Source organism: Variovorax sp. RO1, from assembly GCF_002849325.1.
Taxonomy (GTDB): domain Bacteria; phylum Pseudomonadota; class Gammaproteobacteria; order Burkholderiales; family Burkholderiaceae_C; genus Variovorax.
The window spans coordinates 503,848-525,771 of record NZ_PKMT01000001.1 but is presented as its reverse complement, the minus strand read 5'-3'; the positions used below and the strand labels follow the sequence as shown (position 1 = coordinate 525,771).

Genomic DNA, 21,924 nt, shown 5'->3' with positions numbered 1-21,924 from the left:
CGTCAATCTCAGAACGTCACGTTCGCCGACAGCCAGATCGTGCGTCCGGCCGGCGTGGTGCCTGCGACCGACGCGCCGCCCTGGAAGTACTCGTTGACCCAGGCCGAGGTGCCGCTCAGGTTGACCTGCTGGAACTTGCGGAAGTCCTTGTTGAACAAGTTGTTCACGTTGGCGTTCAGGCGCACGTTCTTCGACACCTGGTAGGAGCCGCCGAGGTGGAACAGGTGGTACGCCTTGATGTCGCCCACTGCGCGGTAGATCGCGAGGTTGTTGCCCGTCAGGCGCGCCGGGTCGCCGGTGAAACGCGGGCTCTTGCCGCGGTACTCGCCGCGCAGCCAGAAGCGCCACTTGGCGTCGGGGTTCCAGTCGACCTGCGCATGCAACAGGTGGCGTGCGGTGTCGGCCAGCTTGCCGTTCTTCACGCCGCCTTCGGTCACTTCGCTGTCGGTCCAGGTGTAGCCCGCCTTCAGGCCCCAGGCCTTGGTCAGCTGCACGCGGCTGCTCAGTTCCATGCCCCAGGTCTTGGCCTGGTCGACGTTGACCGAGTAGTTCGCGGTCGGGTCGACCACGCAGCTGGAGATGCGCGCCACGCTGCAGTCGCCGCCGCTGGCGATCTTGTCCTTCACCTTGTTGTGGAACAGGGTCGCCGAGGCGGTCAGCCCCTTCTGGTTGTTGAACAGCGCCGCCAGCTCGGTGCTGGTGCTGGTCTCGGGCTTGAGGTTCGGGTTGCCGATGTTGAGCGTGGCGCCCTGGCCGCTCACGCCGCTGATGCCGTCGATCAGCTGGTTCAGGCGCGGCGCGCGGAAGCCCTTGCTGACGCCGCCCTTGAAGGTCCACTGCGGCGTGGCGTCCCAGACCAGGTAGCCGCGCGGGCTCACGTGGCCGCCGAAGGCGCTGTGGTGGTCGTAGCGACCGCCCAGCGTGGCGGTGAGGCCGGGCGCAAGGCGCCATTCGTCTTCGGCGAACAGCGCCCACATGGTCTGGCTCTGCGAGCGGGGCAGCAGGCCGTCGACCAGCTTGGCGTCCCACCACTGGCCGCCGACGGTCAGCACGTGGGCGTCGCCCACCGGCGCGACGAGCTTGCTGTCGAGCACGAGGTTGGTGGTCTTGAGTTCGCGTTCGCGGCCACGGTCGGCTTCGCTCAGCCAGTACACGGTGCGGCGGGCCGCGGCATTGCGCGGAATGGCGCCGCCGGGAATCGTGCGGCCGACGGTTTCGGTGGTGGTGTGCATCAGGCTGCTTTCCACCGTGCCGAAGCCCAGGCGCCCGGTGTGGCCGATGGCGACCTGGTCGCGGTTGAAGCGCAGCGCGTCCTGGTAGCCCGGCGGGTTGTTGCCGGTGCGGTTGGGCGCGGCCGCGTCGCGCGTGCCCAGGCGGCCGTCTTCGTTGTCGTACCAGCTGCGGCCCGATTCGACGTCGAGCCAGATGTCGTGCTGCCGGTTGGGCGTGAGCATCAGGCGGCCGCCCACGCTGTGCTGGCGGCTCTCAGCGGGCGCCGGGTTGCGGGCCGTCGCGGGCTGCGCCTGGCCGGGAGCCAGCACCCAGTCGGCGGCTTCGCGGCGGTAGATGTTGCCGCGCAGGGTCAGGCCCAGCAGGTCGGTGGCCACGGGGCCGCTCAGGTAGACGCTGGAGCGCGTCTGCGAACCCCAGTCGCTGTCCTGCGGAATGCCGGTTTCCATCGTGACCTGGCCGCCCCATTCGCGCGCCACCTTGCGCGTGATGATGTTGACCACGCCGCCCATGGCGTCGGAGCCGTACAGCGTCGACATCGGGCCCCGGATGACCTCGATGCGCTCGATGGCCGCCAGCGGCGGCATGAAGCTGGTGTGCGCGGCGCCGAAGCCGTTGGGCGTCACGTCGCCGGCCACGTTCTGGCGGCGGCCGTCGATGAGGATCAGCGTGTAGTCGCTGGGCATGCCGCGGATCGAGATGTCCAGGCCCCCGGTCTTGCCGGTGGAGCCGCCCACGTCGATGCCTTCGACGTTCTGCAGCGCCTCGGCCAGATCGCGGAACTGGTGCGTTTCCAGCTCCTGGCGCGTGATGACCGAAATGGACGCGGGCGCGTCCTTCAGCTCCTGCTCGAAGCCGGTCGCGCTGACGACGACCTCGCGCAGTTGTTGGTCAGCGGGCGTCTGGGCGAACAGGGCGGGAGAAAAAAGAGATGCGGCGGCCAGCGCCAGCAAGGACGGACGCGGCCGAAAGCCGCAACGCGAAAACAACATGCAAAAACTCCACGGGAAACGGCAGGAAAAACAGGGCCGCTCTCGGATGCGTTGTTGTTGTTGCGTACCAACTGATCGGCATCAATTCTATTGAGAATGCAAACAAATATTATTTGCATCCAGAGCAAGCGAAGGGACATTGCGCAAGGCCGATGGCGCTTTGTGCAGGCCCTGCTTTCGGCTGCCTCGGGCAAACCCCAGGTAGCCGAAAGTTCACCTTGAATTCAGGGGCGGATACGTCATCTGGCGAATAGCGATCCGCGAAGGACGCCGTTACTCTGGAACAAGAAAAAAGAGAGGTCCGTCCATGCTCACCATCCTTCAGAAAGCCGTGATCCTCGGGAAGGCCGGCGTCGAGGTACCGTCCCATCCGGTCGACGACCTGTCGACGCCGATGGCGACCGGGTCGCCGGTCAAGGCGGAAGGCGTGTCGCAGAAGGCGCACGAGTGGGCACGGGCCGTCGAGACCCTGTACGTCACCTACGTCGCGGCGCGCGCCGCGAAGAGCCTGCGCGATGCCGAAGAGGCGCGACAGTCGGTGATGCTGCGGCAGCTGTCGGCTGCGGTGCAGGCCTGATCACAAGCACTCCCCGTCATCGCAGCGTGCGCGTTCTGCGCTAGCCTGCGGCCTCCTCCATCCGCAAGAGAAAGGCACAGACGCACCATGGGACTGTTCGATTTCCTGAAGAAGAAAAAGGAACCTGAAGTAGAAATGCCGTCGACGCTCGAAGCCGGCATGGCTTCGCAGGCGGAAGACTTCATCGGCGCTTTTTCGCAACCCGGCACGCCCATCGACGGCGCGGCGCTCGACTACTCCGAAGCTTCGCTGGTCCTGGTCGACCAGGTGCTCGAAGACTTCTTCCAGCAGCAGGCGCCCTTGCCCGACGATCTGCACTTTCTGGCGTCGGCCTACGTTTTCGAAACAGCACGCCGCGAGTTCGGCGGACGCTACCTGCGCGGTGACGACGACAACCCTTTCGTGCTCGTGATCGGTCCCGACAGCGCACAGGTCGGCGTCTGCGCGATGGCCAAGGTGCGCGGGCGCGCCGTCAACGGGCCGGAAGACAGCCTGGCGTTCTTCTACGCCGGCATCGCGCCTGTGGTGCAGCGCGGCGTGAGCGCCACGCTGATCTGACACAGCAGCAGGCGCATCACGGCCCGCTGCTGCCCTCTGCCACCTCCCCTTCAATCGAATTGTGTGGCGACCTGCCGCTGGGTGCCCAACCCTTCGATGCCCAACGTGACGACATCGCCGCCCTTCAGGTAGACCGGCGGCTTGAACCCCATGCCCACGCCGGGCGGGGTTCCCGTGGAAATGATGTCCCCCGGGCGCAGGCTCATGAACTGCGAGAGGTAGGCAATCAGGTAACGCACGCCGTAGACCATGGTGGCCGTGGAGCCGCTCTGGCGCCGCACGCCGTTGACCTCCAGCCACATGTCCAGCTGTTGCGGGTCGGGCACTTCGTCGGGCGTCACGAGCCAGGGCCCGATCGGTCCGAAGGTGTCGGCCGACTTGCCCTTGGTCCACTGGCCCTGGCGCTCGGTTTGAAACGCGCGCTCCGACACGTCATTGATCAGGCAATAGCCCGCGACGTGGTCCATCGCGTCGGCTTCGCTGACGTACTTCGCGGTCTTGCCGATCACCACACCCAGCTCCACTTCCCAATCGGTCTTGGTGGAGCCGCGCGGAATTTCGAGCACGTCGTTCGGTCCGCCGATCGCCGAGGTGGCCTTCAAGAAAACGATGGGCTCGGGCGGTACCGTGGCGCCCGTCTCGGCCGCGTGGTCCGAGTAGTTGAGACCGATGCAGATGAACTTTCCCGAGCCTGCCACGCAGGCGCCGATGCGCGGAGTGCCCTCCACCAGCGGGAGGCTCTGCGGGTCCAGTGCGGCGATGCGCGCCAGGCCGGCGGGCAGCAGCACCTCGTGTGCGATGTCGTTCACGTGCGTGGAGAGGTCGCGCAAGCGGCCTTCCGCGTCGAGCATCGCCGGCTTTTCCTGGCCGACAGGCCCGTAACGCAACAGCTTCATTCGTCATTCCTTGGTTGTTTGTTGTTGGCTGGCTATCTGGCGGCACTGCTGCGTGCCTTGCCGAGCTCGGAGAACAGCTCTTTCGTCAGCGCCGGATCGATCTGCTTGACGTGCTTCTCCGTGACCGGCACGAGCTTCTCGCGCAGGCGTTCGCGCTCGGCGGCGGGGAACTCGGTCAGCACCATGCCCTTGCCCTTCAGGAACTCGGCGGCCTTGGCGTTGACGTCGCGGTTGGCGGCGCGCTGGAAGGGCTGCGTCTCCCGGGCCGCATCGAGCAGGATCTTGCGTTCGTCTTCCGACAGCTGCTCCCACCGCTTCTTGCTGAACAGCAGCACGACGGGGTTGAACGCGTGCCGCGTGTTGGAGCCGTACTTCTGGATCTCGTAGTACTTCGAGGCTTCCACCAGCGAGTACGGATTTTCCTGGCCGTCGACGGCCCGTTGCTCCAGCGCGGTGTAGACCTCGGGCAACGGCAGCGGCGACGGGTTGGCACCCAGCGCGCTGAACGCATCGATCATCACGGGGATCTGCATCACGCGAAGCTTCAGGCCCTGCAGGTCTTCCATGCGGGCGATGGGTCGGCGGCTGTTGGTGACGTTGCGAAAGCCGTGCTCGAAGTACGTGAGGCCGATCAGGCCCTTCTCGGGCAGCTTGTCCAGCAGCTTGCGGCCGACCGGACCATCGAGCACGAAGTCGGCTTCCTTCTCGTTGTTGAACAGGAACGGCAGGTCGAACAGCGAGAACTCCCGGGCCATGCCCGAGAGCAGCCCCGGGATCGCCATCGTCATTTCCACCGTGCCGCCCTGCAGCGAGGCAATGACCGAGGCATCGCCCCCCAGCACGCCCGAAGGAAAGAGCTTCACCTTCATCTTGCCGCCGCTCTTTTTCTCGACGATCTCCGAGAAGCGCTGCGCGCCCATGCCCTGCGGATGCTCCTTCTGGTTGACGAAGGCGAACTTGAAGGTGCGCTCCTGGATGTTCTGCGCAGCGGCGAGGCCGGCCGCCAGGAACGAGGTCAGGACGATGCAGGTGGCGACCAGGCGATGCGGCAGAGCTTTGGGCATGGGTGTCTCGGTGAGAGGGTTGGCGACCCGCGCGCGATCAGATCGCGACGCGTTCGAACTGGACGCTGCGGCAGTCCATCTCGTACTCGAGATCGACCACCGGCGGGCGGTTGTAGTGCCACGTGAGCCCGTGTCGCGCGGCACCACGCTTGACGATCTCGTCCGCGATGAACGGATGGATGTCGTGCACCGTGTACAGCTGCGAGCCCGTGGTGCTGGCCCAGGTGAAGCCCAGCGATGCCAGGCGACGTTCCATTTCGTCGAGCACCCACTGCGCCTTCTTCAGGATGGCGGGCGGCGAGGTGTCGCCCAGGCGCACGGCATGGTCGCGGTAGTGCCCCTTGCCTTCCGGCGCTTCGGCACTGCCGGCCACCACGAACGAAGCCGCCGCCTCGGCATCGGGCACGGTGTAGCTGAACGCATGGAACGAAGGCTCCGACGGCGGCGACACCGCGGGGCACACGTTGCTTCGCGCGACCGGGTTCAGGTCACCGATGAAGACGCCCCATTCCTTCAACGTTCCCACGTAGAGGTTGTTGAATTCGACGAAGCCCTGTTCGGTGAACGGTGCCGGAGACCGCAGTTCGCACGCGCAGAAGGCGGCCAGCGGACGTGAGGCCTCCTCCAGGATTTCCTTGATGCGCTGAAAGCCCTGCTTCAGGGGCAGGGGCTCCAGGAACCGCACGCGCTCGATGCGAAACCCAGGTTCGGCGGCCACGCCAGCCGAGTACTGCTGGACGCCCGGAATGAACCGATAGCCGCCTGGGAGGGAGAGTTGGAGTTCCGACACGTGATTTCCTTTTTGGAGAGCGAGAGAAAAAGAGAGAAGGCGCAGAAGCGCTCAGGGAATCTGGCTCCAGCGCTGATTGGCCCCGCCATGGCAGGCGTAGGTAGACAGCGCCGTTCCTTGCGTGGTCGAAGAGCCCGGCACATCGAGACACGCGCCTGAAGAGACGCGGTTGCGCAGCGTCGCCCCGACCAGGCTCCATTGCGTGGCCATGCCCGCCGTGCACGCCAGCTGCACCAGCGGGCCACCGCCCGCGTTGGTGTTGCCCTGTGCCAGGCACAGGCCGCTGTGCTTCGCGACGAACTGGGTGTAGCCGCCGCTGCTGTTGACGGTGAAGGTCTCGTTGTTGCCGTTGCCGCAGGCCCACTGCACCACCGTGGCGCCGCTCGCCGTCGAGCCGCCCGACACGTTGACGCACAGGTTGCTGACCTCCGAGCGGATGCGCGTGTCGACCGCCGGTGCGGTGTCGAGCGACTTCACGTACTCGCCGAGTGCCAGCACATCGGCCGCCGGCAGGCTCGATGCATTGCCGTGGCCGCCCGCGAGCACGTCTTGCAGCGTGGCCTTCTGGCCGTTGTGGAAGAAGCTCGGGTTGCTCCAGGTGCCGTAGAGCGTCGGTGTGTCGAAGCCCACGCCGGCCAGCGGCTGGTTGCTGCCCTTGCCCGACGAGAGCTGGACCGTGCCCACGTCGTGCCGCAGCCCGTCGCGCAGGCTGCCGGCCGTGTGGCAGGTCGCGCACTGCGCCGTGTTGAACACGGTCTGGCCGCGCACCGCGTCCACGCTGAGGTTGCCGTCCGCCGCGCGGGCCGGGCTGCGCATGTACTTGTTCAGCGAGTTCAGGTAGGCCGCGAGATCGTCGAGCTGCGCGTTGCGGCCCGCCTTCGGCACGCCGAGCGGATCGCCCGTGGCCGAGAAGTCGGCGTTCGTCAGGAAGCCCGTGCCGCCGAACTCATTGCGGATGTCGTGCTCGAAGTCCTGCACCTCGTCGAAGTTGGCGGTCCAGTGCAGCTTGCCGTGGCCCGTGCCGCGACGGCCCTGCAGGCTGATGGTGCGGCGCAGGCCTTCGCCGCGCTGCGTGAAGTCCCACACCATGCCGTCGTCGCTGCCATCGGCATGGCAGCTCGCACACGACATGTAGTTGTTCATGCTCATGCGCCGGTCGGACGCGTTGTAGAACACCTGCTTGCCGCGCAGTGCCGCGGCGGCCATCGGCTCCTGCGCGACCGTGGTGACGTTCTGCAGGAAGGCCGGGGCGGCCGACTCCGAAGACAGCACCTGCGCCACGTCGTGCACCGACACCGAGCGCGCCAGGAAGTTGTTCACGTACAAGCGCTTGCGCACCGCATCGATGTACAGGCCGTGCGGCGCGCTGCTGGCGTTGATCTCGCCGCGCACCGAGCGGTTGTAGGCATCGACGATGGCGACGCGGTTGCCCTCCATCTGCGCCACGAAGATGTAGTCGCCGGCCGGCGAGTACAGAGCGGCGCGCGCAGGGGCGCGGTCGTTGAAGTCGAGCTGTTCGCTGAAAACTTCCGCGGCCGTCTGCAGGTTCACCTGCGACAGGATGGAGCGCACGGTCTTGTCATGCTCCAGCGGCAGGCCGTCGCGGAAGGTACCGCGCACGATGTTGTCCTTCTTCGAAGGCAGCAGCGCACGCGCGCCGTCGGGCGAGATCACCACCTGGCTCAGGTAGTTGGGCACGCCGCGCGAGGCGGCCTCGGTATCGACCGTGGTGGTGTCGACCGCCAGTGCGATCGGCGTGGCGCCGCTGAAGCTCTGCAGGTTCACCTTGTGCAACTGGCCGCCCGTCATCTTCGACTTGAAGCGCGTCACGTAGGCCGACTGCGAACTCGCATCGACCGCGATGCCGCGCACGCTGCCTTCCAGCGGGAGCGTGCCCGTAGCGGCACCGGTCGTCGGGTCGAAGCTGACCAGGGCCGACTTGCTTTCGAGCGTCAGCAGGCCCTTCGCTCCGTTGGGCGTGAAGACGACACCGTACGGACCGCTTCCATAGGCCAGCGGCACCGTCGTCGACAGCGTGCCGTCGGCAGCGTTGAGCGCCACCAGCTTGTCTTCGCCCTGCACCGTGACCCAGATGCGGCCGTCAGGGCCCACCGCCAGCGTCTTCGGCTCGTCGCCCACACGCACTTCCCAGCGCTTGGCGAAGGTCTCGGCATTGATGGCGGCCACCGTGCCACTGTCGGGGTTCACCGAATACACCGAGTTCGCATCGCCCGCGATGTTGGTCGTGTGCGTGGGCGCCGCCGCCGTGACGGGTGCGATCACCGTGAGGTTGTAGGTGTAGAAGGTCTCCTGACCATTCGCGGCCTTCACCGTCAGCGTCACCGTGTAGTGGCCGGGGCTGCTGTAGGTGTGCGTGACGCCGGGTTGCGAGGCATACGCGCTCTGCGTGCCGTCGCCGAAGTTCCAGCGGAACTGCGCGCCGGTGGCGCCGAGCGTGGCCGGGTTGAAATTCAGCTGGCCGTTGACGATCTTCGGTGCGCCCACGATGCCGGGGTCGCCGATCACGGCCTGGCTGCGCAGCGCGGCCACGTCGGCGTCGCCGAGCACGCGGCCGTACACGCGCACCTCGGCCAGCGTGCCCTTGAAGAGTGCGGCGTTGCCCTGGATCTGCCCCAGCAGCTGGAACTTGGTCGTCAGACCCTTGGTGCCGGTGGGGCCGGTCGACGTGGTCTTCACGCCGTCGACGTACACCGCCTGCGCGCCCGAGGCCGCGTCGCGCGTGAGCACCACGTGGTGCCAGTTGCCGTCGTTCACGGCGCTTTGCGAGCGCGTGCCCGCGTTGTCGCCCACCGACAGCTTGATGTTGCCGGTGCTGTCGAGCCAACCCCAGAACACGTCGTCCGTGCCCGGCGACTGGTCGCGGCCGAAGATGCCGGGTGCGGTCCACGAGTTGGCGCCGCCGGCCTGCGTGGTCTTCATGTAGAAGCTCAGCGAGGCCGTGCCGCCCAGCGTGGTGGACACGCTGTCGTTCTTCAGCTGCACGCCCGTGGTGCGGTTCGCGAAGTTCAGGCCGATGCTCTCGAAGGCGTCGCCGGTGGCGGGCGTGCCGTTGTTGGCGCTTATCTGGTCACCGAGGTTGCCCGTGAGTGCCCAGTGGTGCATCAGGTTGATGTCGTTGGCGTTGCCGGTGTTGAAGGTGGAGCGGTAGTCGGCCGCAATGGCGTTGCCCGCATAGTCCTTCAGGCCGTTGGCGGGCAGGAACACCTCGTAGGCGGTGCCCGGTTGCAGCGGCTGCGCGGGATGAAAGTTGACGATGCCCAGCTGCACGCTGTAGGTGCCCGCCAGCGTGTTGCCGCCCACCGCGCGCACGATGAAGGTGTTGGCGTTCACGCTCTCGGGCAGGATGCTGTCGGTCATGCCCAGGCCGATGCGCGAGGTCAGGGCCTGCTGCTTCGCACCGTTCACGGGCGAGACCTGCTTCACTTCGGGCTTGGTGAGGTCGGGGTCCACCGCATGCACGATGAAACCGCTGCCCGAGCCGTGGTCGTTGCCGACGTAGATCAGGTTGCCGAACGGCGACACCTGGCCATGGTCGGAGCTCGAGAAATCGGGGTGCGTCGTCGCGAACAGTCCGCCGCGCCCGACCTCGACGTGGTTGAGCGGGTTGCTCACATCGACCTTGTGGATGTAGTTCTGCGCACCCTGGAAAACGAAGTTGTCCTGCGTGCTGCAGTACAGCTGCTGGTTGATCACCAGCCGGTTGTCTTCTGCCACGAAGCGCGATCGATCGCTGAGGTCGTAACCGAACATCTTGCCGCCGCTCTCCTGCGCGGAGGCGTAGACCTTCTTGCCGTCGAAGCAGGTGGCGTAGTAGCTGGCCGTAGAGCCAGCGACGGCGTCGAGCACCTTGGGATTCAGCGGGTCCGAAATGTCCAGGCTGGCGAAGCCGCTGGTGTTGGTCATCGACGTCAGCACCATGTGATTGCCCATGGTGAAGATCGGCCCCACGCGAAAGCCGCCGAGCTCGCCGGTCGGTATCGGGTTGGGCTTGCCGGCGCCGCGGTTCGCGAGCTGTGCGTTCGCGGGGTCTTTGGCGTCGATGACGAACACGCCCTGCTCCGCCGCTGCCACGTACAGGTAGGGCGCCTGCCACCAGAGCTGCCAGCTCACGTTGTTGTAGTCGCCCTTGTTGACGTTGGGCAGCACCAGCTTCTTGACCTGCTGGATGTTGTTGATGTCGGTGAAGTCCCAGAACTCGATGCCGAAGACGCTGGGAACGGCAACGTACTGCTTGCCGCCGATGGTGGCGATGCCGATGGAATGCGGCTCCCGCAATTCCTTGGTGCGACCGTCCGGCTCGTAGATGCGCTTCACGAGCTGGAGGTTGCGCGGATCGGAGACGTTGTAGAGCAGGAAGCCCCCCGGGCCCAACCCGCCGTCGGGCGTGAACGTCGTCAGGAAGTAGCCGTTGATCATGAGACCCACGTTCTGGCCGTAGTGGTACTTGGTGTACCCGGCGGTGGGATGCGTCACGCTGCCACCGGGGATCTTCGGCACATCGGCGCCGGTGCCTGCGCCGACACCGGTGTCCACCTCTTCCTTGATCATCGAGATGGGCTTGAACAGCTCGGCCTGCGCGTAGGTCAGGTTGCCCAGCCCGGGGCCCTGCAACGGCAACGGATCGGCCACCAGATCAGCGGCCGCGGAGGCCATGCTGGTGGCGGCCTTCCTGATCGTGTCGAGGGGGTTCACCCCAGTGATCGCCGCATGCGTCAGCAACGCACAGCCGAACAGAAAACCTACCGCAAGAACTTTCTTGGTGCTCATTGTCATCCTCGCAAATTCGATCGGACGCCATCTTTCGGTGGGAAAAGATTCGACCGGAATCTAGCAGCGGATCGATGCGAGAACGGCATTGAATTTCGAAGGGAGGGTTCGAATAGTTAGATCAGTGATCAGGGTAAATGGTGATGTTTTGGCATGGGTTGTGCTTCAAAGTTCGGGCCTGAAAAAGTGAATTCATTGCCCATCGATCGCCCATGAAGGAACACCCCATGTCTCACGCCGGTCCTGTTGTCCAGCGCCTGCCCCGCCTGTCGAAGCGCAGCCTGCTGGGAGCTTCCCTGCTCGCGATGCTGTGTGCCGCACTGCCGCATCCGAGTGCCCTGGCTCAGGCGCAGGGCCCGCGCAACTTCGCCACGCTGGCGATGGTGGCCGAGCCGCAGACGCTCGACCCGATGGCCTCCACGGCCGACCTGGTCGGAACCATCATGCAGCACGTGTACGAGACGCTCTACACCTTCGACGCCAAGTGGAACGTGGTGCCGATGCTGGCCGAGGGCATGCCCAAGATTTCCGCCGACGGCAAGACCTACGCCATCACGCTGCGCAAGGGCGTGATGCTGCACAGCGGCCGTGAACTCACGGCCGACGACGTGGTCGCCAGCCTGCAACGCTGGATGGACCAGTCGCCACGCGGCAAGGCCGTGAGCAAGGAAATCGAGACGTTGAAGGCCAAGGGCCCGCTGGGCGTGGAGATCGTGCTGAAGGCGCCGTATGCGCCGCTGCTGTCGCAGCTCGCGCTGCCCAGCAATGGCACGGCCGCGATGATGGCCAAGGAATCGATGGCCTCGCCGCTGAAGGACTTCGTCGGCACCGGCCCCTACAAGTTCAAGGAGCGCCGTCCCGATCAGTTCGTGCTGCTCACGCGCTTCGACAAATACAGCGCACGCAAGGAGCCTGCGAGCGGCTACGGCGGCAAGCGCGAAGCGGTCATCGAAGAACTGCGCTTCGTGCCCGTGCCGAACGCCAGCACGCGCGTCGAAGGTGCACTCGCGGGGCAGTACGACTTTGCCGACCTGCTGCCGGTGGAAGCCCTGCCGCGCCTGGAGAAGGCCAGTGGCAAGACGCTGCCGATCATCACGCCCGCGTTCGGTTTTCCGCTGGTGGTCTTCAACACCAAGGAGGGCGCGCTGGCCAACCAGGCCGTGCGCCAGGCCCTGCAGACCGCGATGGGCCAGGGCGAAATGCTCGCGGCCGGCTTCGGCGACACGCGCTTCTTCATCGCGGAGGCGAACCACTTTCCCAAGAGTTCACCGTTCTACTCGGCAGCCGGCGCCGACCAGTACAACCAGCGCAACGCCACCAAGGCGAAGGACGCCGCGGCCAAGGCCGGCTACAAGGGCGAGCCGATCCGCGTGCTCACCAGCCGCCAGTACGACTTTCACTACAACATGTCGCTCTTGATGGCAGAGCAGCTCAAGCGCGCGGGCTTCAAGGTCGACCTCAACGTGGTCGACTGGGCCACGCTCACCCAGCGCCGCAACGACCCGCGCCTGTGGGAAATCTTCATCACCCATTCGGGGCTGTTCCCCGAGCCGATGCTGTCGCCACCACAACTGGGCGACGGTGCACCAGGCTGGTGGGACTCGCCCGCCAAGAAGGCCTCGCTGAGTGCCTTCAACACCGAGAGCGATCCGGCCAAGCGTGGCGCACTGTGGGGCAAGGTGCAGCAGGTGGTGTACGACGAGGTGCCGTACATCAGCGTCGGCAAGTTCAATGCGCTCTCGGCCAAAAGCCCCGCGCTGGACAACTACCAACCCACGAACTGGCCGTTCTTCTGGAATGTGAAGATCAAGTAGGAGGCGCGCTTGTTCCGTTTCATTGCCTCGCGCTTCGCCGGCATGCTCACCGTGCTGGCCCTGGTCGCCGTGCTGGTCTTCGTGCTCACCCGCGCCGCCTCGGGCGACCCGATCTCCGTGCTGCTGGGCGACCAGGCCACCGCTGCCGACATCGCCCGCGTGCAGAAGGACTACGGCCTCGATAAACCCCTGCCCGTGCAGTTCGGCTACTGGCTGCGTGAAGTGCTGCAGGGCAACCTGGGCACCTCGATCTTCCTGCAGCGCCCGGTCACACAGGCGCTGTGGGAGCGCGCCGAGCCGACCACCTTGCTGGCGCTTCTGGCGGTGGCCATCGCCGCACTCATCGGCGTGCCCTGCGGCATCGTCTCGGCGGTGTTCCGCGGGCGTGTGGTCGACCAGTTCTTCACCGGCATTGCGATGCTGGGCGCGAGCATTCCGAGCTTCTGGATGGGCATCGTGCTGATCCAGATCTTCGCGGTGTCGTTCGGATGGTTCCCGGTCTCGGGCTACGGCGCGCCCGATGCGCCGTTCATGGAACGGCTGCATGCGCTGGTGCTGCCGGCCACCGTGCTGGGCCTCTTGAACTCCGCGCTCATCATCCGTTTCACGCGCGCCTCGATGCTCGACGTGCTGGGTGAAGACTACGTGCGGACCGCACGCTCCAAGGGCTTGAGCGAGAGCACTGTCGTCTTGAAGCACGCGCTGCGCAACGCCTTGGTGCCCATCGTCACCGTGATCGGCCTGACGGTCGCACTCATGATCGGCGGCGCCGTCATCACCGAGACCGTGTTCGGCCTGCCCGGCGTGGGCAACTTGGTGGTCAACGCCGTGCTGCGGCGCGACTACCCCGTCATCCAGGGCGCGCTGCTTGTGATCGCCGCGATCTATGTGCTCATCAATTTCTCGATCGACCTGCTGTACGCCGTCGTCGATCCGCGCGTGAAGGTCTGAACGATGCGCATGCCTCGAATGCTCCGCCAGCTGATGCACCGCCGCATCGTGATGGTCTCCGCCCTGGTGCTGCTGGTGATTGCCGTGCTCGCTGTGGGTGCGCCGCTGTTCGCATCGGCCGACCCCAACGACACGGCCGTGCTGCAACGCCTGAAGGCGCCCAGCGCCGAACACCTGCTCGGAACCGACGAACTGGGCCGCGATATGTATGCACGCATCGTGCACGGCGCGCGCTACTCGCTGGCCATCGCCGCGCTCACCGCCTTGGGCTCGGTCATCGCCGGCACGGTGCTGGGTTTGATGGCCGGTTTCTTCCGCCGCCTCGACACACCGCTCATGCGCGTGGTCGACGCCATGATGTCCTTCCCCGACATCCTGCTGGCCATCGCGTTGGTGGCGATCCTCGGCCCGTCGCTGATGAACACCGTGCTCGCGCTGGTGCTGGTCTATACGCCGCGTGTCGCACGCGTGGTGCGGGCCTCGACCTTGGTCGTGCGCGAGCTGCTGTTTGTCGAAGCCGTGCGCGCCCTGGGCGTGCGCACCTCGCGCATCCTGTGGCGCCACATCCTGCCGAACCTGATGTCACCCATCCTCGTGCAGGTGTCGTTCATCTTTGCCTACGCCATCCTGGCCGAAGCGGGCTTGTCGTTCCTCGGTGTCGGCGTGCCGCCCGAGATCCCCACCTGGGGCACCATGGTCGCGGGCAGCCAGCAGTACGCGCACCAGGCCTTCTGGGTCGTGCTGTTCCCGGGCCTGGCGATCATCTTCACGGCCTTGTCGCTGCAGTTGCTAGGTGATGGCGTGCGCGACCTGCTCGATCCGAAGCTGAAGAAGACCTCGTGATGAACAACGCCACGAATACCCCACGGCTCACGGTCACGAACCTGAGCACCAGCTTTCCCACCGAAGACGGCCTGATCCGCTCGGTGGCCGATGTGAGTTTCTCGATTCAACCGGGCAAGACCACCGCACTGGTGGGCGAATCGGGCTCGGGCAAGTCGGTCACCAGCCTCACGCTGATGCGCCTGTTGCCCAAGACCGCCAATGCGCAGGTCAGCGGATCGGCTTCGTTCGTCACGCGCGAAGGCAAGACGCTCGATCTGCTGCAGATCGGCGAACGCGAGATGCGCTCGCTGCGCGGCAACCAGCTGTCGATGATCTTCCAGGAGCCCATGACCAGCCTGAACCCGGTGTTCACCATCGGCGAGCAGATCGCCGAGAGCGTGCGGCTTCACAAGGGGCTGGACCGCAAGGCCGCGCTCGCGCATGCGCTGCGCATGCTGGAGCTGGTGGAGATTCCCGCCGCGGCCCAGCGCATCCACGAGTACCCGCACCAGCTGTCGGGCGGCATGCGCCAGCGCGTGATGATCGCGCTGGCCATGGCCTGCGACCCGACGCTCTTGATCGCCGACGAGCCCACCACCGCCCTGGACGTGACCATCCAGGCGCAGATCCTCGAACTCATGCGCCGTCTGCAGGCCGAGACGGGCATGAGCATCCTGTTCATCACGCACAACCTGGGCGTGGTGGCGCACCATGCCGACGATGTGGTGGTGCTGTACTCGGGGCGCGTGGTCGAGCAAGCGCCCGTGCGGCCACTGTTCGCGCAGCCCGAGCATCCGTACACGCAAGGCTTGCTGGCCTGTCTGCCGGGCAAGGCGCGGGTTCCTGGGCAGCCCAAGCCCAAGCGGCTGTTCGCTATTCGCGGGCAGGTGTCGAGTCCGCTGGCGCCGCCGCCCGGCTGCGCCTTCGAGCCGCGCTGCGACCAGGCGTTGCCTGAATGCCGCAGTGCGATGCCGCCGTTGATCGACATCCGGCAAGACCGCCAGGCGCGCTGCGTGCGCGTGCAGCCCGATGCCCAACTCGCGAGGGTCGCATGACGAGCGCCTTGCTTCTGTCTTGCCCCCTCTCCCGCTTGCGGGAGAGGGTTGGGGTGAGGGTGACGCCCGAGTCCTTCACGAGCACCCTCATCCCCCGCCTTCTCCCGCAAGCGGGAGAAGGCGCCAATACAAGAAGCCCACGATGACCACCGCCGCTCCCCTCATCGAAGTCCGCGGACTCAAGAAGTACTTCGGCAGCAGCGACCGCCCCGTGCGCGCAGTCGACGACGTGTCCTTCGCGATCCACCCCGGCGAGACCCTCGGCCTGGTCGGCGAATCGGGCTCGGGCAAGAGCACCATCGGGCGCACCGTGCTGCGGCTGGTCGAGCGCACCGAGGGCCAGGTGCTCTACCGCGGCGACGACATCGGAGATCTTTCCGGCGAACGCATGCGCAAGCTGCGCAGCAAGCTGCAGATCATCTTCCAGGACCCGTACGCCAGCCTGAACCCGAAGATGCGCATCAGCGCGATCCTCGGCGAGGCGTTGTCCACGCACGGGCTGCACAAGGGCGCCGCGGCGCGCGACAAGCGCATCGCCGAGCTGCTCGAAACGGTGGGCCTGCGCCCCGAGCATGCGAGCCGCTTTCCGCACGAGTTCTCGGGTGGTCAGCGCCAGCGCATCGGCGTGGCCCGCGCGCTGGCCGTGGAGCCCGAGTTCATCGTGGCCGACGAGCCGCTGTCGGCACTGGATGTGTCCATCCAGTCGCAGGTCATCAACCTGCTGGCCGACCTGCGCGAGCGGCTGGGCCTGACCATGCTCTTCATCTCGCACGACCTCGATGTGGTCGAGTACCTGTGCGACCGCGTGGTGGTGCTGTACCTGGGCAAGGTGATGGAAGTGGCCACCACCGACGAGCTGTTCGCGCGGCCTTCGCACCCCTACACGCAGGCCTTGTTGGCCGCAAGCCCGAAGCCCGACCCCGAGATGGCCACCGAGCGCATCGCATTGAAGGGCGACATCCCCAGCCCGATCTCGCCGCCCTCGGGCTGCGTGTTCCGCACGCGCTGCCCACATGCCATCGAGGCTTGCGCGAAGACCGTGCCCGCCCTCGAAGAAATCTCGGCGGGCCACTATCGCGCCTGCCTCCGAAAAGATCTGCTCTCCAACATCGCCGCATGACCATGACCGACAACTTCAACGATCCGCTGCTGGGCAGCAACTTCAAGGGCTATCCGCGCACCCAGGCACCGCGCCGGCGCAGTGAAATCGGCGCCGCCGGCTGGAACGTGCTGGCCGGTGACCTGCCGCTGCCGCTGGCCGTGCTCAAGCGCGAGGCGCTCGAACACAACCTCCAATGGATGCAGGCGCGCGTGCGCGAATGGGGCATCGATCTCGCGCCGCACGGCAAGACGACGATGTCGCCGCAGCTCTTCCAGCGCCAGTTGGATGCGGGTGCCTGGGGCCTGACCTTCGCCACCGTCACGCAGCTCGCGGTGGGCGTGGCGGCCGGCGTGCGTCGCACGCTCATCGCCAACCAGGTGGTGAGCGACGAAGACCTCGCGGGTATCCAGATGCTGCTGCACGCGCATGCCGGCCTGCGCGTCGTGTTCCTGATCGATTCGATCGCGCAGCTGGCGCTCATCGAAGACTGGTCGAAGCGCAACCCCGCCAGCGTGCCCTTCGAGGTGATGCTCGAGATCGGCATCGACGGCGGACGCACCGGTTGCCGCACGCATGAAGAAGCGGTCGCCGTGGCCAGCGCGGTGCGCGCCAGCAGCGCCGCGAAGCTGGTCGGTATCGAAAGCTATGAAGGCTTGAATGCCACCGGGTCCACCGAGCAGGACACCGCCTTTGCCAAGGCCCTGATGGACCGCATCGAAGCCGTCGCGCGTCATTGCGACACGCAGCAACTCTTCGAGACCGACGAGGTGCTGGTCTCGGCGGGTGGCTCGGCCATCTTCGACCTCGTGGCCGGGCGGTTGAAACCCGCACTGGGTTCGCCGGTACGCGGACTGCTGCGCTCGGGCTGCTACGTCACGCATGACCATGGCTTCTACAAGCGCATGGTGAATGTGGCCGACGAGCGCATGGGGTGCGCGTGCGGCGAAGGGCTGACACCGGCGATGGAGGTCTGGGCCAACGTGCAATCGCGGCCCGAGCCGGGCCTGGCGATCCTGTCGGTCGGCAAGCGCGACATCTCTTTCGACATGTCGATGCCCATCCCCATTGCGCACACGGCGCGTGGTGCCTTGCAGTCGCATGCGGTGCCCGCCAGCTGGAAGGTCACCGCGCTGAACGACCAGCATGCCTACCTGCGCTGGGACGCGAACGACGAAGCGCAAGCACCGGTCGTCGGCGACCGTGTCGGCCTGGGCATCTCGCACCCCTGCACCACCTTCGACAAATGGCACTGGATGCCCGTGGTCGAGAACGACTACCGCGTGAGCGATGCGGTCGTGATTCATTTCTGAGCAAGGCAACGCATCCATCCATGAACACACACAAGAACGGCGCGACGCTGCTCGAAGGCGGCCTCGTGGTCGACGGCTCGGGCGGCCCTTCGTGGCCCGGTGACGTGCTGCTGCAGGGCGACCGCATCCTCGCGCTCGGCGAAGGCCTGCGCACACGCCTGCCTGAAGGGCTGAACATCGCAGACGTCGACGTGGTCGACTGCCGCGGCAAGGTGATCGCGCCCGGCTTCATCGACGCGCACACGCACGACGATGCCATCGTGCTGCGCGACCCGCTGTGCCTGCCCAAGGTGTCGCAGGGCATCACCACCGTGGTCACGGGCAACTGCGGCATTTCGCTGGCGCCGTACCGCACGCCGCAGTCGAAGCCGCCGCTCACGCTGCTGGGCGCCGATTCGTTCAAGCACGCGACCATGGCCGAGTACCGCGCGGCCGTCGATGCGACGCAGCCCGCGCTCAACGTGGCCGCGCTCGTGGGCCACACCACGCTGCGCTTCGCGGCGATGCGGGCGCTCGACCGGCCCGCGAACGGAGACGAACTCGCGCACATGGCCGCGCTGCTCGACGACTGCATGGCCGCAGGCGCACACGGTCTGTCGTCGGGCCTGTTCTACGAGGAAGCGTTTGCTGCGCCAGCCGAAGAAGTCACCGCGCTCGCACGCGTCGTGGCGCGCCATGGCGGTGTGTATGCCACGCACCTGCGCAGCGAGATGCAGCAGATCATCGAGGCGATGCACGAGGCCGGTGACTCGGCGTTCGAGGCCGGCGTGCCCTTGATCATCTCGCACCACAAATGCGCAAGCCCCGCCAACTGGGGCCGCACGAAAGAGACGCTGCCGCTGATCGACGCCCTGTCGCAGCGCCAGGAGATCTCGATGGACGTCTACCCCTACGTCGCCGGCTCCACCGTGTTGCGCGAGGACATGGTCGATGGCGTCATCGACGTGCTGCTGACCTGGTCCGAGCCCCACCCCGAAATGACCGGCCGCCTCATCGCCGACATCGCGCGCGAGTGGGGCACCACCGAGAAAGAGGCCAGCCTGCGCCTGAAGCCCGGCGGGGCGTGCTATTTCCTGATGCAGGAAGAAGATGTGGAGCGCGTCATCGCGCATCCGCGCACCATGATCGGCAGCGACGGCCTGCCGCATGACCGTCACCCGCACCCGCGGCTCTGGGGTGCGTTCCCACGCGTGTTTGCGCGCTACTGGCGCCAGCGAAAGCTCTTCACGCTGGAGCAGGCGGTGCACAAGATGACCGGCATGACAGCACGCAACCTGCGCATCGCCGATCGCGGACTGCTGCGTGTCGGCGCGATGGCCGACGTGGTGGTGTTCGACCCCGAGACCATCACCGACACCGCGACCTACGACCAACCGCTGGGCGTGAGCGAAGGGATCGAACGGGTGTTCGTGAACGGCGTGCTCGCGTACCGTGGTGCGAGCGAGGCGCGGGTGCTCGCGCGCGCGGGGCGCATGCTGACACGGCAGGCGCGCGCCGCGAACTGAGCGTCGCCGCGCCTCGTCCCTGCCATCCCGTAGAGTGCACGCATGATCGAATCCACAACCCTTCGGTACTTCTACGAGGTCGCGGCCTTTGGCTCGGTGCGCGTGGCGGCGGAAAAGCTCTTCGTCGCCCAGAGCGCCGTGAGCCGGCAGATCGCGCTGCTGGAAGACGAGCTGGGGGTGCCCGTCTTCGAGCGCCACGCACGCGGCATGGCGCTGACCGCGGCCGGAGAGCTGCTGCTGCGCTATGCGCAGGACAACAAGACGCAGCTGGCCGACCTGAAGGGCCAGATCCACGAGTACGAGACGCTGGCCAAGGGGCATGTGCGCGTGGGGTGCGTGGAAGGCATCCTGCACGGCCTGCTCACGAGCTTCATGCCGAACTTCATCCGCACGCACCCGGGCATCACCTTCTCGCTCGACCTCATGGGGTCGCATGCGGTGGGCGAGTCGGTGGCGGAGCACAAGTACGACCTGGGCATTCTGTTCGGTGCCTCGCCGCGCCCCGACCTCATCGAACTGCAGAAGATCGAGCAGCCGCTGTGCGTGATCGCTTCGCCGCAGCACCCGCTGGCACAGCATCGCAGTTGCACGCTCGCGCAGGTCGCCGATGCGCCGCTTGCACTGCCCGACCGCTCCTTCGGCCTGCGCCAGCTGGTCGACCGCGTCAGCTCCAAAGGGAAGTTCAAGCTGAACATCGCGGTCGAGACGAATTCGCTGTCCTTCGCGAGCCGGCTGGTCGCGGAGTCGGACCTCATCACCTTCCAGCCGAGCGACGTGGTCGCGCCGCTGATCGAGGCCGGCAAGGTGGTGGCCATTCCGCTCACCGATGCGTCGCTGCGCTCGGCGCGCGCCACGCTGGTCGCGAGCTATTCCCGGCGCCTGTCGCTCGCAGCCAACCACCTGTCGCAGTCGCTGATCGCGTACATGCAAGGGTGGCAGCGGCCCGTGAAGCCGGGGCGCGCCAGGGGAAAGTCGGAATAGTCCCGGCGCGCGGGACCTTCGGCGTCGAGAGGCTCAACCCGGCAGCGTGACCGTGATCATCTTGACCTCGGTCATCGCCTCCAGTGTGTGCATGCCGCCCAGCCGGCCGATGCCGCTTTTCTTGCCGGAGCCACCGCCAAAGGGCAGGTGGAGTTCCCACCAGGTGGTGCCCGCGTTGATGTTGACGATGCCGGCGGGGATCGCCTTGGCCATGGCAATGCCGCGGCCGATGTCTTGCGTGAAGACGCCCACCGAGAGTCCGTAGTCGTTCTGCAAGGCCATCTGCAGGGCCTGCGCTTCGTCCTCGAAGGCAATGACCGGCACGACGGGGCCGAAGGTTTCCTCCCGGCACAGCCGCATGGCCAGGGTCACGTCGCGCACCACGGTCGGCTCGAAGAAGAGGTCGCTGCCCAGGTCCGGCCGCGCCCGGCCGCCGTGCAGCAGGCGTGCACCCTGCGCGATGGCCTCGTCCACATGCGCGCGCACCTTGGCCGCCACTTTGGCGTTGTTGAGCGGGCCCATGGTCGTCGCGGGATGCACGGGATCGCCCAGCACCTGCTCGGCGGCCTTGGCGACCAGCTTGTCGCAGAGGCGGTCGACCACGCTGGCATGGGCCAGCACAACGCCTGTGGCCGCACAGACTTGCCCTGCATTGAAGAACGCGCCGCCGGCTGCTGCAGCGGCTGCTGCATCGAGGTCTGCATCTTCACAAACGATCAGCGGCCCGTTGCCTCCGAGTTCGAGCAGCAGAGGCTTTCCGGCGCCTCGCTCGGCGATGCGCTGGCCCGTCGCGGTGCTGCCGGTGAAGGCAATGGCGGTCACGTCCGGGTGCACGACGACCGCATCGCCCACGGTCGCGCCCTCGCCGATCACCAGGTTGACGACGCCGGCAGGCAGCCCGGCCCTTTGGATTGCTGCCATCAGCGCGCAGGCCACGAGCGCTGTGGACGGCGCAGGCACCCAGACGATGGTGTTGCCGGTGGCGATGCCGGGAGCCAGGTACTCCACCGGAATGTTGACCGGGAAGTTCCAGGGCGTGATGACGCCATACACGCCGCGCGGCTGCCGCAGGGTCATGACGAGCTTGCTCGGGTCTTCTGCCGGCAGCGTCTTCCCGCCCATCTGCTTGACGAGTTCGGCGGCGAGCCGGAAGCCGTCGGCGGCCTTGGCGACCTCGCCTTGCGCTTCGGCCAGGACCTTGCCTTGCTCGCACGACAGCGTGTGCGCGATGGCCTCGCGCGCGGCATCGATCTCGGCCGCGATCGCCATGCACATCGCGGCGCGTTCGAACACCGGCGTGGCGGCCCAACCGACGGCAGCAGCCTTGGCAGCGGCGACCGCCGCGTCCGCCGTCTCGCGGCCCGACCGGGGCACGGTGGCGATGGTTTCGCCGGTGGCCGGGTTGACCACCGGCATCGTGTCGGCGGTGGTCGACCAGCGCCCGCCGATGTGGTTGCCCGTTTCGACGTCGGACATGCAGTGACTG

General features: G+C 66.7%; 16 protein-coding genes. 10 read left to right on the top strand and 6 right to left on the bottom strand.

What is annotated here, in order from left to right:
• Positions 1 to 8: 8 nt before the first annotated feature.
• Positions 9 to 2,222, bottom strand: a complete 2,214-nt coding sequence (locus CY658_RS02345; protein WP_101488688.1) for a TonB-dependent receptor domain-containing protein — start codon at positions 2,220 to 2,222, stop codon at positions 9 to 11.
• A gap of 307 nt (positions 2,223 to 2,529) precedes the next feature.
• Here CY658_RS02345 and CY658_RS02340 point away from each other — a divergent pair, with 307 nt between their 5' ends.
• Together CY658_RS02340 and CY658_RS02335 are read left to right on the top strand one after the other, a co-directional pair.
• Positions 2,530 to 2,799 carry a hypothetical protein gene (locus tag CY658_RS02340; protein ID WP_101488687.1) on the top strand — a complete coding sequence of 90 codons (270 nt, stop codon included), beginning with the start codon at positions 2,530 to 2,532 and terminating at the stop codon, positions 2,797 to 2,799.
• Positions 2,800 to 2,886: 87 nt separating this feature from the next.
• A complete protein-coding gene (locus CY658_RS02335; protein WP_099792795.1) occupies positions 2,887 to 3,357 on the top strand; it encodes a hypothetical protein in 471 nt (156 codons plus the stop codon).
• A 50-nt stretch (positions 3,358 to 3,407) separates the two neighbouring features.
• Here CY658_RS02335 and CY658_RS02330 read toward each other — a convergent pair whose 3' ends face one another.
• From CY658_RS02330 to CY658_RS02315, 4 genes are read right to left on the bottom strand one after another with little or no spacing between them, the layout of a single operon-like run.
• Positions 3,408 to 4,253 carry a fumarylacetoacetate hydrolase family protein gene (locus tag CY658_RS02330; RefSeq protein WP_101488686.1) on the bottom strand — a complete coding sequence of 282 codons (846 nt, stop codon included), beginning with the start codon at positions 4,251 to 4,253 and terminating at the stop codon, positions 3,408 to 3,410.
• 32 nt (positions 4,254 to 4,285) lie between these two features.
• Positions 4,286 to 5,317, bottom strand: a complete 1,032-nt coding sequence (locus tag CY658_RS02325; protein WP_101488685.1) for a TRAP transporter substrate-binding protein — start codon at positions 5,315 to 5,317, stop codon at positions 4,286 to 4,288.
• A gap of 37 nt (positions 5,318 to 5,354) precedes the next feature.
• Positions 5,355 to 6,107, bottom strand: coding sequence for a 2-amino-5-chloromuconate deaminase CnbZ (gene cnbZ / locus CY658_RS02320; RefSeq protein ID WP_101488684.1), 753 nt, complete (start codon positions 6,105 to 6,107; stop codon positions 5,355 to 5,357).
• A gap of 51 nt (positions 6,108 to 6,158) precedes the next feature.
• Positions 6,159 to 10,895, bottom strand: coding sequence for an RICIN domain-containing protein (locus CY658_RS02315; protein WP_101488683.1), 4,737 nt, complete (start codon positions 10,893 to 10,895; stop codon positions 6,159 to 6,161).
• Between the two features lie 227 nt (positions 10,896 to 11,122).
• Here CY658_RS02315 and CY658_RS02310 point away from each other — a divergent pair, with 227 nt between their 5' ends.
• The 8 genes from CY658_RS02310 to CY658_RS02275 all read left to right on the top strand — a co-directional run bounded on the left by CY658_RS02310 (position 11,123) and on the right by CY658_RS02275 (position 20,438).
• A complete protein-coding gene (locus CY658_RS02310) occupies positions 11,123 to 12,709 on the top strand; it encodes an ABC transporter substrate-binding protein (protein ID WP_101488682.1) in 1,587 nt (528 codons plus the stop codon).
• Between the two features lie 9 nt (positions 12,710 to 12,718).
• Positions 12,719 to 13,660 (top strand): ABC transporter permease, encoded by a 942-nt coding sequence (locus tag CY658_RS02305; protein ID WP_101488681.1) that lies wholly within the window; start codon positions 12,719 to 12,721, stop codon positions 13,658 to 13,660.
• Positions 13,661 to 13,663: 3 nt separating this feature from the next.
• Positions 13,664 to 14,503 carry an ABC transporter permease gene (locus CY658_RS02300; protein WP_101488680.1) on the top strand — a complete coding sequence of 280 codons (840 nt, stop codon included), beginning with the start codon at positions 13,664 to 13,666 and terminating at the stop codon, positions 14,501 to 14,503.
• Positions 14,503 to 15,540: an ABC transporter ATP-binding protein gene (locus tag CY658_RS02295; protein WP_101488679.1), complete on the top strand. Its 1,038-nt coding sequence runs from the start codon at positions 14,503 to 14,505 to the stop codon at positions 15,538 to 15,540. Before CY658_RS02300 ends, CY658_RS02295 begins: the two co-directional genes overlap by 1 nt.
• A gap of 142 nt (positions 15,541 to 15,682) precedes the next feature.
• Positions 15,683 to 16,660, top strand: coding sequence for an ABC transporter ATP-binding protein (locus CY658_RS02290; RefSeq protein WP_101488678.1), 978 nt, complete (start codon positions 15,683 to 15,685; stop codon positions 16,658 to 16,660).
• Positions 16,657 to 17,952, top strand: a complete 1,296-nt coding sequence (locus tag CY658_RS02285; RefSeq protein ID WP_101488677.1) for an alanine racemase — start codon at positions 16,657 to 16,659, stop codon at positions 17,950 to 17,952. Before CY658_RS02290 ends, CY658_RS02285 begins: the two co-directional genes overlap by 4 nt.
• Before the next feature lie 20 nt (positions 17,953 to 17,972).
• Positions 17,973 to 19,457: an N-acyl-D-amino-acid deacylase family protein gene (locus CY658_RS02280; RefSeq protein WP_101488676.1), complete on the top strand. Its 1,485-nt coding sequence runs from the start codon at positions 17,973 to 17,975 to the stop codon at positions 19,455 to 19,457.
• 42 nt (positions 19,458 to 19,499) lie between these two features.
• Positions 19,500 to 20,438 (top strand): LysR family transcriptional regulator, encoded by a 939-nt coding sequence (locus tag CY658_RS02275; protein ID WP_101488675.1) that lies wholly within the window; start codon positions 19,500 to 19,502, stop codon positions 20,436 to 20,438.
• 33 nt (positions 20,439 to 20,471) lie between these two features.
• On the opposite strand, the gene CY658_RS02270 is transcribed toward CY658_RS02275, so the two are convergent.
• Entirely contained in the window at positions 20,472 to 21,914 is a 1,443-nt protein-coding gene (locus CY658_RS02270) for an aldehyde dehydrogenase family protein (RefSeq protein ID WP_219589571.1), read from the bottom strand.
• Positions 21,915 to 21,924: the final 10 nt, after the last annotated feature.

What these genes read in the sequence shown, in the direction of transcription:
- CY658_RS02290 (WP_101488678.1), top strand. Translation starts at nt 15,683, where the DNA reads ATGACCACCGCCGCTCCCCTCATCGAAGTCCGCGGACTCAAGAAGTAC.
- CY658_RS02300 (WP_101488680.1), top strand. Translation starts at nt 13,664, where the DNA reads ATGCGCATGCCTCGAATGCTCCGCCAGCTGATGCACCGCCGCATCGTG.
- CY658_RS02345 (WP_101488688.1), bottom strand. Translation starts at nt 2,222, where the DNA reads ATGTTGTTTTCGCGTTGCGGCTTTCGGCCGCGTCCGTCCTTGCTGGCG.
- CY658_RS02340 (WP_101488687.1), top strand. Translation starts at nt 2,530, where the DNA reads ATGCTCACCATCCTTCAGAAAGCCGTGATCCTCGGGAAGGCCGGCGTC.
- CY658_RS02285 (WP_101488677.1), top strand. Translation starts at nt 16,657, where the DNA reads ATGACCATGACCGACAACTTCAACGATCCGCTGCTGGGCAGCAACTTC.
- CY658_RS02295 (WP_101488679.1), top strand. Translation starts at nt 14,503, where the DNA reads ATGAACAACGCCACGAATACCCCACGGCTCACGGTCACGAACCTGAGC.
- CY658_RS02310 (WP_101488682.1), top strand. Translation starts at nt 11,123, where the DNA reads ATGTCTCACGCCGGTCCTGTTGTCCAGCGCCTGCCCCGCCTGTCGAAG.
- CY658_RS02330 (WP_101488686.1), bottom strand. Translation starts at nt 4,253, where the DNA reads ATGAAGCTGTTGCGTTACGGGCCTGTCGGCCAGGAAAAGCCGGCGATG.
- CY658_RS02325 (WP_101488685.1), bottom strand. Translation starts at nt 5,317, where the DNA reads ATGCCCAAAGCTCTGCCGCATCGCCTGGTCGCCACCTGCATCGTCCTG.
- CY658_RS02270 (WP_219589571.1), bottom strand. Translation starts at nt 21,914, where the DNA reads ATGTCCGACGTCGAAACGGGCAACCACATCGGCGGGCGCTGGTCGACC.
- CY658_RS02315 (WP_101488683.1), bottom strand. Translation starts at nt 10,895, where the DNA reads ATGAGCACCAAGAAAGTTCTTGCGGTAGGTTTTCTGTTCGGCTGTGCG.
- CY658_RS02275 (WP_101488675.1), top strand. Translation starts at nt 19,500, where the DNA reads ATGATCGAATCCACAACCCTTCGGTACTTCTACGAGGTCGCGGCCTTT.
- CY658_RS02335 (WP_099792795.1), top strand. Translation starts at nt 2,887, where the DNA reads ATGGGACTGTTCGATTTCCTGAAGAAGAAAAAGGAACCTGAAGTAGAA.
- CY658_RS02280 (WP_101488676.1), top strand. Translation starts at nt 17,973, where the DNA reads ATGAACACACACAAGAACGGCGCGACGCTGCTCGAAGGCGGCCTCGTG.